Raw genomic sequence first — 14,540 nt, 5'->3', positions numbered from 1 at the left:
AGAGGGAATGTCGGGGGAAAATGGGGCGACCGATGGGATCCGAACCCACGACCTCTGGTACCACAAACCAGCGCTCTAACCAACTGAGCTACGATCGCCATGGGGGCTGCTTGCCCCGAGAGAAGGGCCACATATGCGGCCCATCCCCGCCCGTCAAGCGTCAAAGCCCGACGGTGGAATTTTCCTGGCCTACCGTGTTCCCGCCTGCAATTGGCCCCGAAGATTGGCAAGGATGTGTTCGGAAACACGGGGCCTTTCCGCCGCCGCCTTGCCCTTGCGCAGGCGCTCCTTGTCCCGCTCCGGCGGCTCCACCACGCGCACGCGGACGGCGGCATGGCCCTGTGCTCTGATGCCCAGTTGCTCGGCCGCGCCGCGCGACAGGTCGATGATGCGGCCTCGGCCGGAAAAGGGTCCGCGATCATTGACCCGGACCAGGATCGTGCGTCCGCTGTCCAGCGACGTCACCTCCACATAGGTTGGCAGCGGCAGGACGGTATGCGCTGCAGTGATCCATTTGGCGCGAAACCGCTCTCCATTGGCGGTGCGATTGCCCGACTCCGATCCATACCAGCTCGCATAGCCCAGCATGTCATAAGTGGGGTCAGCCGCCGGAACATAGGTGATGCCGCGCACCGCGTAGGGCGGACCGATCTTGACCGGCGTGTCCCGGACCGGACGGTAATTGCCGCCACCGCAGGCCGCGAGCATCAGCGTCAGGATCGCCCAAGCCGCTTTATATGCCACCCCTGCCTTGCCGCTCGTCATGGGTTATCCTGGCCCTTTGCCGGAAGAATGACACGGTATCGCTACCATAAAGAAAGGGACGAAAACGTTTCCGTCTTCGTCCCCCTGCCTTTGGCTTGATTGCGCGGGCAGAAACCTGCCTTGCCGCGCCACTCTCCCGTAACTTCCCGGCCGCGATGCCGGCAATCGTCGATCGGTGGACGCCGCCGCTGGGGCGACGTCGCCGGCCGCTTAGTTGACCGAGTCCTTCAGGCCCTTGCCAGCCTTGAACTTGGGCTGGGCCGAAGCCTTGATGGTCATGGTTTCGCCGGTGCGGGGATTACGGCCGGTCGAAGCCTTGCGCTGCGACACGGAGAAGGTGCCGAAGCCGACCAGGCGGACTTCATCACCCTTTTTCAGCGCGCCGCTGATGGCGTCGAACACGCCTTCCACGGCCTTGGTGGCGTCATTCTTGTTGAGGCCGCTGCTTTCAGCAACCGCGCTGATCAGATCCTGCTTGTTCATGCCTTGGGAACCCCCTTGTGCTGTTGGTTGATTAGGAATCGCGGCGTAGGGCGGGCAATAAGGCGCGGATTCCCGCGACTGTCAAAGGGAAAGCGACGAAGACGCCGGTCCATGGCCGATTTTGCGCCCGATCGGTCGTTTCGGTGCCGATAACAGGGTTAACCGCCGCTTTCCCGATGGTTCAGTGCCGCAACGTGGCGTCCCCGTCCCTCCCGGCACCAGCCGGAGGCTGCGCTGCCAGGTCGTCTTCTTCCGTCCAGGCGATCGCTTCCGGCTTCGAAACCAGCGCCCGCGCGAGCACCTCGTCGACATGGGACACCGGCACGATTTCCAGCCCCTCGCGAATGTTCGCGGGGATTTCCGCCAGGTCTTTCTCATTCTCCTGGGGAATCAGCACGGTCTTGATGCCGCCGCGCAGCGCCGCCAGCAGCTTTTCCTTGAGGCCGCCGATGGGGAGCACCCGGCCGCGCAACGTCACCTCGCCGGTCATCGCCACATCCTTGTGGACGGGAATGCCGGTCAGGGTGGAAACGATGGTCGTCACCATGCCGATACCGGCGGACGGGCCATCCTTGGGCACAGCACCTTCGGGCAGGTGGATGTGGATGTCCTTCCGGTTGAACAGGCTCGGCTTGATGCCATAGCCCGGCGAGCGCGCCTTCACATAAGAGAAGGCGGCCTGCACCGACTCGGTCATCACTTCGCCCAGCTTGCCGGTAGTCTTGATCTGCCCCTTGCCGGGCACCGTCACCGCCTCGATCGTCAGCAATTCGCCGCCGACTTCGGTCCAGGCGAGCCCGGTCACCGCGCCGATCTGGTTCTCATCCTCGCCAACGCCATGCCGGAATTTCCGCACTCCGGCGAAATCGGCCAGGTTTTCGGGCGTTATGACGACCTTGTCATAGGCACCCTCAAGAATTTTGCGAAGCGCCTTACGCGCGAGCCGCGCCACTTCGCGCTCCAGCGTGCGGACGCCAGCCTCACGCGTATAGTAGCGGATGAGGTCGCGCACGGCCTCTTCCGTCACTTCAAACTCCCCATCCTTCAGGCCATGGGCGTCGATCTGCTTGGGCACTAGGTGCCGCTGCGCGATCTCGACCTTCTCATCCTCGGTATAGCCCTCCAGCCGGATGATCTCCATGCGGTCGAGCAAAGGCTGCGGCAAATTCAGCGAGTTGGCGGTCGTCACGAACATCACGTCCGAAAGATCGACGTCGATCTCCAGATAATGATCCTGGAACTTGCTGTTCTGTTCGGGGTCCAGCACTTCCAGCAGGGCGGAGGCCGGATCGCCGCGGAAATCCTGGCCCAGCTTGTCGATCTCGTCGAGCAGGAAGAGCGGGTTCATCGTGCCCGCCTTCTTGAGGTTCGACACGATCTTGCCGGGCAGCGATCCGATATAGGTGCGGCGATGCCCACGGATTTCCGCTTCGTCGCGCACGCCGCCCAGCGACTGGCGCACGAATTCGCGCCCCGTCGCCTTGGCGATCGACCGGCCGAGCGAGGTCTTGCCCACGCCCGGAGGGCCGACGAGGCACAGGATCGGGCCTTTCAGCTTATTGGTGCGCGCCTGCACGGCGAGATATTCGATTATCCGGTCCTTGACCTTCTCCAGCGCGAAATGATCCTCGTCCAGGATCGCCTGCGCCTTCTTGAGGTCGGTCTTTACCTTGCCCTTCTTGCCCCACGGCAGCCCCAGCAGCACGTCCAGATAATTGCGTACGACCGTGGCTTCGGCCGACATGGGCTGCATGCCCTTGAGCTTCTTGAGTTCCGCCGTCGCCTTCGCCCGGGCTTCCTTGCTAAGCTTGGCCTTGGCGATTTTCTCGGTGAGTTCGGCAAGCTCGTCACCTTCCTCGCCTTCGCCATTGCCCAGTTCGCGCTGGATCGCCTTGAGCTGCTCGTTCAGATAATATTCGCGCTGGGTCTTCTCCATCTGCCGCTTCACGCGGCCGCGAATCTTCTTCTCGACCTGCAGGACACCCAGTTCGCCTTCCATGAAGGCAAAAACCATCTCCAGCCGCTTGACCGGATCGGCTTCGACCAGCAGCGACTGCTTGTCGGACACCTTGACGTTGATGTTCGCCGCGACCGCGTCGGCCAGTCGCCCCGCATCCTCGATCTCGCGCAGCTGCACCGGGGTTTCGGCCGGCAGCTTCTTGTTGAGCTTGGCGTAATTCTCGAACTGCTCCGCGACCGACCGCATCAGCGCGGCGGCTTCCGGCCCCTCTGCCGCTGCTTCCTCCACCGGAGAGACCGTCGCGACGAGGTAGGTCTCGTTCGCGTCCATCCCTTCCAGCTGGGCGCGATGCTTGCCCTCCACCAGAACGCGGACCGTGCCGTCAGGCAGCTTCAGCAGCTGCAGCACCACGGCGACCACGCCCGTATCGTAAAGCGAGTCGCGCGCAGGATCGTCCTCGGCAGGATCGAGCTGCGAGACGAGGAAGATTTCCTTGGAGCCTTCCATGGCCGCTTCCAGCGCGGCCACGCTCTTGTCGCGGCCGACGAACAGCGGAACGATCATCTGCGGGAAGACGACGATGTCGCGCAGCGGCAGAAGGGGATATTCTAGTGTCATTCGGTCTCCGGGGCCGATTGGAAGCGGCCCTCTTCTACGGTTCACCGCCATTATGGGGATGCCCGTCGCGCCAATCAATCACGGGCATGTCATAAGGACGTCATCATGAACGCCGCCTTATCACGCCGTCAGAAGGGCAGCTTGAAGCCGGGAGGCAGGGGCAGCCCCGCCGTCATCTTGCCCATTTCGGCGTTGCTGACCTCGTCCGCCTTCTTGCGCGCGTCGTTGAACGCGGCGGCGACCAGATCTTCCAGCATCTGCTTTTCCGACGGGGCGAGCAGGCTGTCGTCGATCGACACGCCGATGATGCGCCCCTTGGCCGAAGCGCGAACCTTCACCAGTCCGCCGCCGGCCGCGCCTTCGACCTCCAGCTTGTCCAGATTGTCCTGCGCCCGCTGCAACTCTTCCTGAACACGGCTCGCCATGCCCAGGATTTCATTCAGATCCTTCATGCTCCTGCACTCCATTGTTCCGGCTTGTCATCGACAAGCTCCGCTTCGGGGAAGGCCGCCATCGCCGCCTTGACCACCGGGGTTTCCAAGATCGTCGCGCGCTCGGCCGCCTTTGCCGCCTGCTCCTGTTCCAGCAGGCTCGGTTCGCCATCCGCGTCACTTTGCGCCACCTGCCACGCGACGCCCGTCACCTCGCGCAGGGCAGGCAGCAGACGCGCGGTAAAATCAGCCGGCAATTGCGCCGTTGCCCTGTAGTCGAAGGCGGGCGGGGCGAAGCGGACGACGCGGACGCAATCATGGAGTTCCTGCGCCAGACTGCCCTTGCCTTTCTGCCAGAACGCTTCGATCAAATCGGGAAGGCTGGCGGGCAGGCGCGCGGCCGGCGAAGTCGAAGATGAAGGCGGCGGCGCCGGCTTGCCGTCCAGCGAGGCGGAAGGCGCGACGCCCCCCCCACCTTCGCGCAGCAACCGCGCCAGCTCGCCCGGATCGGGCATCGTGGCGGCATGCATGACCCGAAGCAGCGCCATTTCGCAGCTTTCGATCGGCAGCACGGCGCTGGCGACCTCGTCATGCCCCTTCACCAGCAATTGCCACAGCCGGTGCAGCGGCGCGAAGCCCAGTTGCCTGGCCCATTCGGCCAGCGCTTCCCGCTCCTCGGCGGACTGGCCGGGGCTCACGATATCGCGGCCCGCCTTCACCAGCGTCACCGCATGAACCAGTTCCATGAGGCCGCGCATGAGCGCCAGAGGCTCGACACCCAACGCATATTGGTCGCGCACGGCGGCGAGCAGCGCGCCCGTATCGCCCGCCAGCAGGAGGCCGAGCAGGCGGCGGGTCGATCCACGGTCCGACAGGCCGAGCATGTCGCGCACCTGCGCGGCGGTAACGAGCGGCGCGCCTTCGCCCAATTCGGCGTGGGCAATCGCCTGATCGAGGATCGACAGCCCGTCGCGGGCCGACCCTTCCGCCGCCTGCGCGATTAGCGCCAGCGCATCCGCCTCGGCAGCGACGCTCTCCGCTTCCACCACATGGGCGAAATGATCGGCCAGCAATTCGGCGGGGATGCGGCGCAGGTCGAACCGCTGGCAGCGGGACAGCACCGTCACCGGCACCTTGTTCACCTCGGTCGTCGCGAACAGGAATTTCACATGGGCTGGCGGCTCCTCCAGCGTCTTCAACAGCGCGTTGAAGGCGTTTTTGGAGAGCATGTGCACTTCGTCGATGATGTAGATCTTGTAGCGTGCCGACACGGCGGCATAGCGCACCGCCTCGATGATCTCGCGCACATCATCGACGCCGGTGTGGCTGGCGGCGTCCATCTCCACCACGTCGATATGGCGGCCTTCGGCGATGGCGCGGCACGGCTCGCAAACGCCGCAGGGATCGATCGTCGGACCGCCCTGCCCGTCCGGTCCGATGCAGTTCAGCGCCTTGGCGATGAGGCGCGCGGTCGATGTCTTGCCCACCCCGCGCACGCCCGTCATCAGGAAGGCATGGGCCAGCCGGCCGCGCTTGATCGCGTTGCCCAGCGTCTGGACCATCGCGTCCTGCCCGATCAGTTCGCGGAACGTGCGCGGACGATATTTGCGCGCAAGGACGCGATAGGGCTGCGGGGAATCGGACATGCCTCTGTCCTAGCCGCTCAGGCGGCCCTTGTCGAAGAAGGATGCTGCTGGAAAGTAGGAGCCGGAACGACCCGTGACGAAATCACTGTGGCTGCTTCCGTCAGGACCTGACCCGGTTCGCGACGATCACGTCCGCCCGACTCCCGGCGCGGCATATGGCGAAAGGGGGCGAGGATGGCAAGGGGGCAGGATGCGCCCCTATTCCAGCCCGCTCTTTTGCGCCCGGCCGACGAAGCTGAGCGCGGCCTGCGCGGTTTCCGCGATCGCCGCCTCCGCCTTCGCTGAGTCGACCGTGGGCCGGTCCAGATAGACGGCCAGGATATATTCGTCTCCCGTCGGCGACTTCACCAGCGCCACATCATTATATGCGGTGCCGCACGTCCCCGTCTTGCTGCCGGACGTCCAGCCGTCGGGCAGGCCCGCCTTGATCCGCTTGTCTCCAGTGCTGCTGGCGTTGAGCCAGGCGCGCAGTTTGGCGGCGCTCTCCGCCGCCATGTCGCGGAAGATCAGCCGTCCCATCAGTCCCGCCATGGCCGCAGGCGATGTCGTGTCGCGCGGATCGCCCTCCACATTCTCGTTGAGCGCGGGTTCGGTGCGGTCCAGCCGCGACACCGTGTCGCCATGCGCGCGCATGAAGGCGGTGAGCCCCTCCGGCCCGCCCAGCATCGGGAGCAGCAGGTTGGCGGCGCTGTTGTCGCTCACCTCCACCGCCGCCTGCGCCAGTTCGCCCATCGCCATGCGGCCGCGCTTCAAATTCTTCTTCACCACCGGCGCGTATTCGAGCAGGTCGTCCTTGCCGAAGGGGATCGTGCCCTCCAGCCCGAACTTGCCGCCTTCCGCGCCGACCAGCACGGCCGCGGCCAGCGGCGCCTTGAAGGTCGAGCACATGGCGAAGCGTTCGTCCCTGTTGAAGCCCAGGATCAGAGCGCCTTTCGCATCCACCAGCGCGACGCCGAGGCGGCCGCCGGTCTCTGCCTCAATCTCCTTGGGATTCCGCACTTCCGCCAGCGCGGATTGGGGCACCAGATAGCGCGGCGCGGCGGGCATAAGGGAATCGAGCCGACCGGTGGGCACCGGCTCCTTAGCCTGCTTTTTCTCGGCGGCCATCGACGGCGCGGCGAGCAAGGCGAGCGCGGCCAGCGCGGAAACACTTTTCATCGAACGGGTCACATCCCCTGCATGTTATAGGATTCGCCCGGGATGCGGACGGTCAGGCTGTCGAGCCCGTCGGCAAGAACGATCTGGCAGGCAAGGCGGCTGGTGCGGGTAGCGGCGGCCGCGAGGTCCAGCATGTCCTCTTCATCCTCGCTGGCGCGGGGGAGCCGGGAAAAATCCTGCGCATCGACGATGACGTGGCAGGTGGAGCAGGCCATCTGACCTTCGCACGTTCCTTCCAGCGGTTGTCCTGCGGCCTGGGCGACGTCCAGCAACACCGACCCTGGTGGGGCATCGACCTCCTGCCGGCGCTCCCCATCCGCGCTGACGAAGATGATCCTGGTCATGGACTGCGACGCTCCTTTACCCCCACGGCTCCGCCTGCGCGGTCGCCGCCTCATTCAGTGCCTCAGCTGCCCTCTCCAGTTCTTCGCGGCGCGTGTACCGACCAAAGCCGATCCGCACCGACCCGCGCGCCTGTGCGTCCGTCAGGCCCAGTGCGCGCAGCACATGGCTAGGCCGTCCGGACCCGCTCGCGCAAGCGCTGCCGAGCGAAAAAGCAATATTGCGGCAATATGACAACAGCCGCGCGCCGTCGATCCCATCGCGCCGCAGGTTGAGATTACCGGGATAGCGGCTGTCCGCGCTGCCATTCAGCGTCCAGTCCGCAAACAGTGTGCGAGACAGGGCCGCCAGCTGCTCCACATGCGCACGATCCTCATGCCCCCGCTCGCGCATCAGCCGCGCCGCCGCCCCAAAGCCCGCACACAGCGCCGGCGACAGCGTGCCGGACCGCAGCCCCTGCTCCTGCCCGCCGCCGTGGATCAGCGGTTCAACTTGCACGCCATCCCGCACCCAGAGCGCGCCGATCCCCTTTGGCCCATGAATCTTGTGCGCGCTGATCGCCACCATGTCGCACGCCTGCGGCACCGGAACGCGGCCATAGCCCTGCACCGCATCGCACAGGAACAGCGCGCCCGCGCGATAGGCCAAGGCCGCCAGTGTGTCGACCGGCTGAATGACGCCGATCTCGTTGTTGACAAGCATCGCGACAACGATTGCGACACCCGGAACGATGGCGCGCGCCGCCTCCTCGGCATCGACGAGGCCATCCGTGCCAACCGGCAGGATCGTCACCGCGCGTCCCTTTCGGCGCATCGCCTCTACCGTATCCAGCACGGCGGCATGTTCGGTCGCGATGGTGACGATGCCGCCCGGCGGCGCGCCCTGAATGGCGATATTCAGCGCCTCGGTCGCGCCGGAGGTGAAGACCAGCCGACCGCCCGGCGGCAACAGCCGGCCGATCTCCTCACGCGCCACTTCCACTTGCGCCGCAGCGGCACGGCCCAAACGATGGGCGCTGTGCGGATTGGCGAACTGGTCGCGCAGCAGTGGGACCATGGCCTCGAACGCCTCGGGCGCGAGCGGCGTCGTCGCCTGATAGTCGAGGTAGATCATGGCCTTGGCCGTTCGGCGACGGCTCGCCAGGCGGCGATGAACCTGTCCACATCGCTGTCGCAGGTCTGCGGCCCGAAGCTGACGCGCACCACTTCCCCGGCCGCCCCTTCGTCCCACCCCATCGCGCGCAGCACATGGCTGGTCTTGAGCGATCCCGATGAACAGGCGCTGCCGGCCGACACCGATATGCCCGCAAGGTCGAACTGAATCAGCTGCGCGCGCGCCGAAAGGCCGGGCATGCGATAGCTAGCGATGGCCGGGATGCGCGGGGCGTCGCGCGCGACCACGATTCCGCCTGCCCCCTCTATCGCGGCGTCCAGCCGCGCGCGCAGGTCGGAGGCACGCGGCAGCCAGTCTTCCCGCGCCTCCAGCGCCGCGGCCATGGCTAGGATCGCGGGCAGATTTTCCGTGCCGGCGCGATAGCCCTGCTCCTGCCCGCCACTCGGTTCGATCAGGGCAAGGTCACGGATCAGCAATGCGCCGATCCCCGGCGGCCCGCCGAATTTATGGGCGCTGATGGCGATCATGTCGGCGTCGGGCAACGGCAGCTTGCCAGCGCTTTGCGCGCAATCGGCGAACAGAATTGCGTCGTCGCGCTCGATCCGGTCGAGCGGCTGGATCACGCCCGTCTCGTTATTGACGTGCTGAATGGAGAGAAGAAGCCGTCCAGTCCGATCCGCCGGGGGCAGGACAATGCCGTTCGCATCCACCGCCAGCCGCTCGGCATCCTTCGCCACGCGAAGCACCGCGTCGTGCTCGACCGGCGAGGTGACGATCCGCTCGGCCTTGGCGCGGGTCAACGCAATGGCGATCGCCTCGCTCGCGCCGGAGGTGAAGATGACATGGCCGTCCCAGCCCAACGCCGCCTTCAACCGGGCACGGGCATCCTCCAGCGTGGCACGCGCCGCGCGGCCATCGGCATGGGGGCTGGACGGATTGGCCCAGTTCGCCATCGCGCCAACCATCGCGGCCTGCGCTTGCGGCAGCATCGGGGTCGTGGCGGCATGGTCCAGATAAAGGCGGTCGGCGGCCAAGCGGACGTTACTCATTGATTGCGGAAAAGGCGGCGACCTCTATATAGGCGACTTGCCGCGCCGCGCCAGCGTGAAGCCTTGTGTCGCGTGCGCCCATTCTACCCCCGCCGCGCCCCGCGGCCCAGAACGATAACAGGTGCCATGCCCGACGTCATTTTCCCCGGACCCGAAGGCCGCCTCGAAGGCCGTTTCAGCCCCCCGCCCCGCCCGCGCGCGCCGGTCGCCATGATCCTGCACCCGCACCCGCAGGGCGGCGGCACGATGAACGACCGCATCACCCAGGCGCTGTACAAGACGTTCGTGAAGCGCGGCTTCGCAACGTTGCGCTTCAACTTCCGGGGCGTGGGCCGCAGCCAGGGCACGTTCGACAACGGCATCGGCGAACTGTCGGACGCCGCCGCCGCGCTCGATTGGGTGCAGAGCTTCCACCCCGAGGCGCAGACGACCTGGATCGCCGGCTTCTCCTTCGGCGCGTGGATCGGGATGCAGCTTTTGATGCGCCGTCCGGAAATACGCGGCTTCATCTCGGTCGCGCCGCCCGCCAACATGTACGATTTCTCGTTCCTGGCCCCTTGCCCGTCGAGCGGCATCATCGTCCAGGGCACGGCCGACGAGGTCGTCACGGCCAGCGCGGTGCAGAAGCTGGTGGACAAGCTGCGCACGCAAAAGGGCATCACCATCCATCATGACGAGATCAAGGGCGCGAACCATTTCTTCGAGCATGAACTCGACCAGTTGATGAAGTCGGTCGACAATTATCTCGACATGCGGCTGTCGCCGGATTCGCCGATCCGCTGAGCGATTGATATTTAGGGAACGAGGGGGCTGCCGAAAGGCGGCCCCTTTTCTATTGGCCTGCGGAAGGGAGCGACAGGATGAAGCGCGCGCCCTGGCCCGGCGCGCCGCCGATCAGGATGTCGCCGCCCATTGCCCGCGCAAGGCGACGGGAAATGTAGAGGCCAAGGCCGCTGCCCCCGGTATCGTCGCGGCCCAGGCGCTCGAACTTGTCGAAGATGCGCTCCCGGTCGGCCGGATCAATGCCGGTGCCCTGGTCGATGACCGCGACCCGCGCCTTCCCGCTTTCCCATTCGGTGACGATGCGGACCTGCGTCCCTTCGGGCGAATAACGGACCGCATTGCCGACAAGATTGACGAGGATTTGCAGCACGCGGCGGAACTCGCCCACAGCGAGCAAGGACGCGTCGAGAGGCGGTGGAACGATGACGATCCGGCGATCGAGCGCCCTCACCGCCAACAGCCCCGCCGCGCGGCGACCAAGATCGGCCAGGTCGACCTCCTCCGACACGACACTGAAGTCGGGACGGTCGATCGCCTGCAGATCGGCAAGGTCGTCGACCAATGCCAGAAGATGCCGCCCGGCCACCGCAATGTCGCTGGCATACCCCGCATAGTCGGCGCGCAATGGCCCCTCCAGTTGCGCGCTGATCGTATCGGCATTGGCGATGATGCGGCCGAGCGGCTGGCGCAGCGAACGATCGAGCCGGCGAGCGAATTCCGCCGGATAAAGCGTGAGCGGGGGATCCTGATCCAAGGGCGCGGGCACGGCGCGCTCCAGCGGAACGGCGGAGCCGCGATAGCCGGTGAGCTGCCCGGAAAGGTCGAATGTCGGAAAGGCCGACAGGATGACGGCGCGCGCCGGATCGGCAGCGATCACCGCCCGCTGGTCGCGGAACGGGCGGCGCTGTGCGAAGCCGCGCAGCATCGCCATGTCGCCGTCCTCATCGGGCTGAAGCTGAAAATAGCTGGAGAAGCGCGCGCCGGGCTGGGGCGGATCGGGCGGCATGCGGTCCGCATGGCCCTCCAGCGCCATGACGAAGCGCAGATGCGTGTCGATCTGCCACGCCCAGCCTTCCGCCATCGCGGCGATATCCGCATCCCGGCGGCCCATGTCCCCAGGCGCTGCGGTGGCGGGACGTTCGCGCCAGTCGATGATGGAGAGGGTCACATGCGCCTCATCCGGACGCGCGCGCACCCACATATCGATGTCGCCCCGCTCGGCCGCTGCCGTGGCCGGCCGGGATATCGTCACGCCCAGCCTTGCGGCGAGCCGCGCGATGGCGGCCAGTTGCGGCACCGCCAGCGGATCGCCCAGCGCAGCCCCAGCTTCGCGCTGCAACGCCTCGATCGGCGCGTCGGCGCTCAGCAATCGCCCTTCGGCCGACAATGTCGCACGCAGCACCATGGAGTGTGGCGGCATGGTCACGCGAGCGACACTCCGCGCAGATGGTCCAGCCGGCTGCGGAAGGCGACAGGCGTGCGAAGCGCCGTCACGGCGGCATCGGCTTGCGACTGACTCAATTCGGCATAACCTTCCGCAGCCGCCACGATCATCGCGTCGGTCAGCGACGGACGCACCGGCCGCAACGTCAGGAGAAGCAGGCGATAATCCGCGTCGCTGCCGCCCAAGGCGCGGCACAGCGCGGCGACCTGCCGAACCGGGCCGAGCAGGAGGATGGCGATCAACTCCGTCGTCGGCAACCTCAGCCGTTGCGCCGCCAGCGCGCAGAAAAGGAGGAATCGCCGCTGATCAAGCGCGATGCCGATCAGGGACGGATCGTCGGTCGCTTCGCCCAGCTGCCGCACCAGCCTGTCGGCCAGCGCGATCGGATTGGCGCCTTCGTCATGATCGGCAAGTACCGCCCAGCATGACCGGTCGAAAGCGGCGAAGACCGAACCCTCGTTATCGGGCGTTGCCCGCTGCACGGCGTGGGCGAGGCAGGCGGCCACGGTCCAGAGCAGATCGGCAAACAGTTCGGCGGGCAGGTCGGCCCGGATCGGATGATCCTCTCCCCCCGGCATCAACCATCGCCCCTCGGCCAGCGCCAGCGCAGCCACGGCAGCGCCTAGATCGGGGTCGGCCGCCGATGGCAGCCGGTCTTCCGCAGCCTCTCCCATCTGCTCCAGGTCGCCCTGCCCATATTGACGCAGCATCAGGGCAACCGCAGCGCGTATGCGCATGTGGGCCATCAGCGGAGGGCTGATCAAAGTGGGCTGCGCCCGCAGGACCGGCCAGGCGATGGAGGAGGGCGCGGCATCCAGCGCGGCCGCAACGGCGGGCGCGTGGCCCAGCGACAAGCGCAGGGCCATTTCCACCGCCGCGACGCACCCGCCCAGTTGTCGCCGGGTTTCGGTGAGGAGCGCATCGTGCCGCGCGTCATCCTCCTCCCCGAACATATAGGCAAGATCGATGGCGTGGCCCACCGGCACGGCGGACGCGCCCGCAAGGACGCGCGCCATGGGCCAGCTGTCGGCCATGATCATGCCGGCCAGGGGGGAATGGGCGCTCATATGATCGGACGATATCCGCACGTCCTTAACAGGCACTAAACCGTGCCGCCGAAATTTCAGGCGGGGCGCTTCAAGACGATTGCGCCCACAGACGCGATTCCCAGCAGCATCGCCGCCCTGATGCCCAGCGCCACGGTGCCGGCCGCACCGAACAGGATGACCAGCAGCAGCGCGCTCGCCGGGGTGAAGATCATCCAGGGGCGCAGGCCGCCGGTCTTTCTCCACCGGTCCGCGAGCATGATGATCGCGAGGATCAGCGCCAGATCGACTGACAGGGGCGTGCCGCCTGCCCGAACGATGCCGAGCAGCCCCAGAGTCGGCGCGGCGAAGCCTAACCAGCCCGAGGGCGGCATGCGCAGCGCCAGGCTGTCCAGCCGGTCGCTGACCTCCGCCAGCAACAACGCCAGCAGCAGCAGGGCAAAGCCCGTTGTTGGCCATTGCAGTTCGATCGGAACGAGGGCGATGGCGGCCAGGGCGATCGCCGCGATCCGCACCTGAAGCGCCGGCACCTGCATCCGCATCAGCGCGGGACTGGCAGCGCGCGCGAGCGGCGCCAGCAGATAATGATCCACCCCGCCCCTCACCTGCCGCGCCGGCGCGCCCGCCGCCATCACCGCGTTCGCGACAAGATCGGCCTGCTGCTGCGTCTCCACGATGGCGACGCGCCCTTCCAGCAGATCGTCCTGCGGCACCGTGACCCGCCGTGCGCCCTTCTGAACGGCGGCGCGGATCAGGGTGAGGGCAAGATCCCAGTCGCCGATCATGTCGAGCGTGCCGAACAGCAGCCCCGGGCTGATCCGCGCGAGCCCGGCCCAGCGCTGCCCCGCGTCGATCCGCTCGAACGGGGCGCTGGCGCGGCTGTCGTCGGTCACGAGCAACGTATCGCCGTCCGCCGCGCCCAGCGCATCGACATGCGCCTGCGACACGACCGCGCCATCCGCGATCAGCAGCACGTCGCTGTCGCGCGGCGCGTCCCGCACCATGGACACCATGTCGCGGATCAGTGCCACGGCGATGCCATCGGCGCTCAGCCGGTCGACGGCCTGCGACAGGGCGGGCGTGATCACGCTGACCAGGATCATGATGCGGTCCGCGCCCGCCTGCGCCGCCTGGCGCGCCTGATATTCCACCAGCGTCTGCCCGGCGAAATGCAGGCCGGCACGCAAGGCTCCCGGCGAATCGGCCGTTGCCCGGCTGGCGCTCAGAATGGCGGCGAAACTCATATCGTTACGCTTGTGGACCCGATTGTTGCATGTCCGCCCTTGTTGCAAGGCAGCCAGCGCAACGCAAGCGACGCTTTGCCGACGGTCAGTCCTGTTCCAATGCCGCCAGCGCGGCGCGCAATTCCCGCAGGACGGCGGGATCGCCGGGCGCGGCCTGCGCCGCGTCTTCCGCCAGCGCCATCAGCGCCGTCAGCCCGAAACTCGCTGCCAGCCCCTTGAGCCGCCAGGCGGCCATTTGCCAGTTGGCGTCGCACCGGGCGCGGCCAAGAAGATCGATCTGCCGGGCAGCGCTTTCCATGAACGCCGTGCGAAGATCGGCGATCAGCGCGCCGTCTTCGCCGACGGCGGCCGCCAATGCGGCATGAAGGGCGCCAGGATCATAGGACATGGCGGCAGACGCTATCGGGCGTACGTTAAGTTTTGGTAACAGGCATTTCCGCCAGCGGAAAAGATGCTAG

At 66.7% G+C, this 14,540-nt stretch carries 14 protein-coding genes, 1 tRNA gene and 1 other RNA gene; 1 reads left to right on the top strand and 15 read right to left on the bottom strand.

Going from position 1 to position 14,540, the window contains the following annotated elements; genetic code table 11:
* Positions 1 to 21: 21 nt before the first annotated feature.
* The 11 genes from ACFQ24_RS12820 to ACFQ24_RS12770 form a co-directional block, all read right to left on the bottom strand.
* Positions 22 to 98 (bottom strand) — tRNA-His (locus ACFQ24_RS12820).
* Positions 99 to 189: 91 nt separating this feature from the next.
* The gene (locus ACFQ24_RS12815) at positions 190 to 765 is read right to left on the bottom strand and encodes a septal ring lytic transglycosylase RlpA family protein (protein ID WP_380911779.1); all 576 of its coding nucleotides are present in this window, start codon (positions 763 to 765) and stop codon (positions 190 to 192) included.
* Positions 766 to 975: 210 nt separating this feature from the next.
* Positions 976 to 1,248: an HU family DNA-binding protein gene (locus tag ACFQ24_RS12810; RefSeq protein ID WP_066764995.1), complete on the bottom strand. Its 273-nt coding sequence runs from the start codon at positions 1,246 to 1,248 to the stop codon at positions 976 to 978.
* A gap of 181 nt (positions 1,249 to 1,429) precedes the next feature.
* Positions 1,430 to 3,826, bottom strand: a complete 2,397-nt coding sequence (gene lon / locus ACFQ24_RS12805) for an endopeptidase La (protein WP_380911777.1) — start codon at positions 3,824 to 3,826, stop codon at positions 1,430 to 1,432.
* Positions 3,827 to 3,954: 128 nt separating this feature from the next.
* A complete protein-coding gene (locus tag ACFQ24_RS12800; RefSeq protein WP_066765004.1) occupies positions 3,955 to 4,278 on the bottom strand; it encodes a YbaB/EbfC family nucleoid-associated protein in 324 nt (107 codons plus the stop codon).
* On the bottom strand, positions 4,275 to 5,903 hold the full coding sequence (locus tag ACFQ24_RS12795; protein ID WP_380911775.1) for a DNA polymerase III subunit gamma/tau: 1,629 nt from the start codon (positions 5,901 to 5,903) through the stop codon (positions 4,275 to 4,277). Before ACFQ24_RS12795 ends, ACFQ24_RS12800 begins: the two co-directional genes overlap by 4 nt.
* A gap of 51 nt (positions 5,904 to 5,954) precedes the next feature.
* Positions 5,955 to 6,050: signal recognition particle sRNA small type (gene ffs / locus ACFQ24_RS12790), an RNA gene on the bottom strand.
* A 51-nt stretch (positions 6,051 to 6,101) separates the two neighbouring features.
* Complete coding sequence (gene blaSGM / locus ACFQ24_RS12785; RefSeq protein WP_380911773.1) at positions 6,102 to 7,061, bottom strand: SGM family class A beta-lactamase; 960 nt, start codon at positions 7,059 to 7,061, stop codon at positions 6,102 to 6,104.
* An 8-nt stretch (positions 7,062 to 7,069) separates the two neighbouring features.
* The gene (locus ACFQ24_RS12780; RefSeq protein ID WP_380911772.1) at positions 7,070 to 7,405 is read right to left on the bottom strand and encodes a 2Fe-2S iron-sulfur cluster-binding protein; all 336 of its coding nucleotides are present in this window, start codon (positions 7,403 to 7,405) and stop codon (positions 7,070 to 7,072) included.
* A 16-nt stretch (positions 7,406 to 7,421) separates the two neighbouring features.
* Positions 7,422 to 8,516, bottom strand: a complete 1,095-nt coding sequence (locus ACFQ24_RS12775; RefSeq protein WP_380911770.1) for a cysteine desulfurase family protein — start codon at positions 8,514 to 8,516, stop codon at positions 7,422 to 7,424.
* On the bottom strand, positions 8,513 to 9,550 hold the full coding sequence (locus tag ACFQ24_RS12770) for a cysteine desulfurase family protein (protein WP_380911768.1): 1,038 nt from the start codon (positions 9,548 to 9,550) through the stop codon (positions 8,513 to 8,515). Before ACFQ24_RS12770 ends, ACFQ24_RS12775 begins: the two co-directional genes overlap by 4 nt.
* Positions 9,551 to 9,691: 141 nt before the next feature.
* Here ACFQ24_RS12770 and ACFQ24_RS12765 point away from each other — a divergent pair, with 141 nt between their 5' ends.
* Positions 9,692 to 10,348 (top strand): alpha/beta hydrolase, encoded by a 657-nt coding sequence (locus ACFQ24_RS12765; protein ID WP_380911766.1) that lies wholly within the window; start codon positions 9,692 to 9,694, stop codon positions 10,346 to 10,348.
* A gap of 49 nt (positions 10,349 to 10,397) precedes the next feature.
* Here the strand turns inward: ACFQ24_RS12765 and ACFQ24_RS12760 are convergent, their stop codons facing one another.
* From ACFQ24_RS12760 to ACFQ24_RS12745, 4 genes are all read right to left on the bottom strand, one after another.
* The gene (locus ACFQ24_RS12760; protein WP_380911764.1) at positions 10,398 to 11,774 is read right to left on the bottom strand and encodes a sensor histidine kinase; all 1,377 of its coding nucleotides are present in this window, start codon (positions 11,772 to 11,774) and stop codon (positions 10,398 to 10,400) included.
* Positions 11,771 to 12,859 carry a hypothetical protein gene (locus ACFQ24_RS12755; protein WP_380911762.1) on the bottom strand — a complete coding sequence of 363 codons (1,089 nt, stop codon included), beginning with the start codon at positions 12,857 to 12,859 and terminating at the stop codon, positions 11,771 to 11,773. The genes ACFQ24_RS12760 and ACFQ24_RS12755 overlap by 4 nt, the downstream gene beginning before the upstream one ends.
* Positions 12,860 to 12,915: 56 nt before the next feature.
* A complete protein-coding gene (locus ACFQ24_RS12750; protein WP_380911760.1) occupies positions 12,916 to 14,082 on the bottom strand; it encodes a hypothetical protein in 1,167 nt (388 codons plus the stop codon).
* Between the two features lie 85 nt (positions 14,083 to 14,167).
* Positions 14,168 to 14,470: an Hpt domain-containing protein gene (locus ACFQ24_RS12745; RefSeq protein ID WP_380911758.1), complete on the bottom strand. Its 303-nt coding sequence runs from the start codon at positions 14,468 to 14,470 to the stop codon at positions 14,168 to 14,170.
* Positions 14,471 to 14,540 lie beyond the last annotated feature (70 nt).

The sequence above is a fragment of the Sphingobium olei genome (genome assembly GCF_042678845.1).
In the GTDB taxonomy this organism is placed as follows: domain Bacteria; phylum Pseudomonadota; class Alphaproteobacteria; order Sphingomonadales; family Sphingomonadaceae; genus Sphingobium; species Sphingobium olei.
This window is presented reverse-complemented; position numbering and strand designations above follow the sequence as displayed.

What these genes read in the sequence shown, in the direction of transcription:
- ACFQ24_RS12815 (WP_380911779.1), bottom strand. Translation starts at nt 765, where the DNA reads ATGACGAGCGGCAAGGCAGGGGTGGCATATAAAGCGGCTTGGGCGATC.
- ACFQ24_RS12750 (WP_380911760.1), bottom strand. Translation starts at nt 14,082, where the DNA reads ATGAGTTTCGCCGCCATTCTGAGCGCCAGCCGGGCAACGGCCGATTCG.
- ACFQ24_RS12795 (WP_380911775.1), bottom strand. Translation starts at nt 5,903, where the DNA reads ATGTCCGATTCCCCGCAGCCCTATCGCGTCCTTGCGCGCAAATATCGT.
- lon (WP_380911777.1), bottom strand. Translation starts at nt 3,826, where the DNA reads ATGACACTAGAATATCCCCTTCTGCCGCTGCGCGACATCGTCGTCTTC.
- ACFQ24_RS12775 (WP_380911770.1), bottom strand. Translation starts at nt 8,516, where the DNA reads ATGATCTACCTCGACTATCAGGCGACGACGCCGCTCGCGCCCGAGGCG.
- ACFQ24_RS12780 (WP_380911772.1), bottom strand. Translation starts at nt 7,405, where the DNA reads ATGACCAGGATCATCTTCGTCAGCGCGGATGGGGAGCGCCGGCAGGAG.
- ACFQ24_RS12755 (WP_380911762.1), bottom strand. Translation starts at nt 12,859, where the DNA reads ATGAGCGCCCATTCCCCCCTGGCCGGCATGATCATGGCCGACAGCTGG.
- ACFQ24_RS12745 (WP_380911758.1), bottom strand. Translation starts at nt 14,470, where the DNA reads ATGTCCTATGATCCTGGCGCCCTTCATGCCGCATTGGCGGCCGCCGTC.
- ACFQ24_RS12800 (WP_066765004.1), bottom strand. Translation starts at nt 4,278, where the DNA reads ATGAAGGATCTGAATGAAATCCTGGGCATGGCGAGCCGTGTTCAGGAA.
- ACFQ24_RS12810 (WP_066764995.1), bottom strand. Translation starts at nt 1,248, where the DNA reads ATGAACAAGCAGGATCTGATCAGCGCGGTTGCTGAAAGCAGCGGCCTC.
- blaSGM (WP_380911773.1), bottom strand. Translation starts at nt 7,061, where the DNA reads ATGAAAAGTGTTTCCGCGCTGGCCGCGCTCGCCTTGCTCGCCGCGCCG.
- ACFQ24_RS12765 (WP_380911766.1), top strand. Translation starts at nt 9,692, where the DNA reads ATGCCCGACGTCATTTTCCCCGGACCCGAAGGCCGCCTCGAAGGCCGT.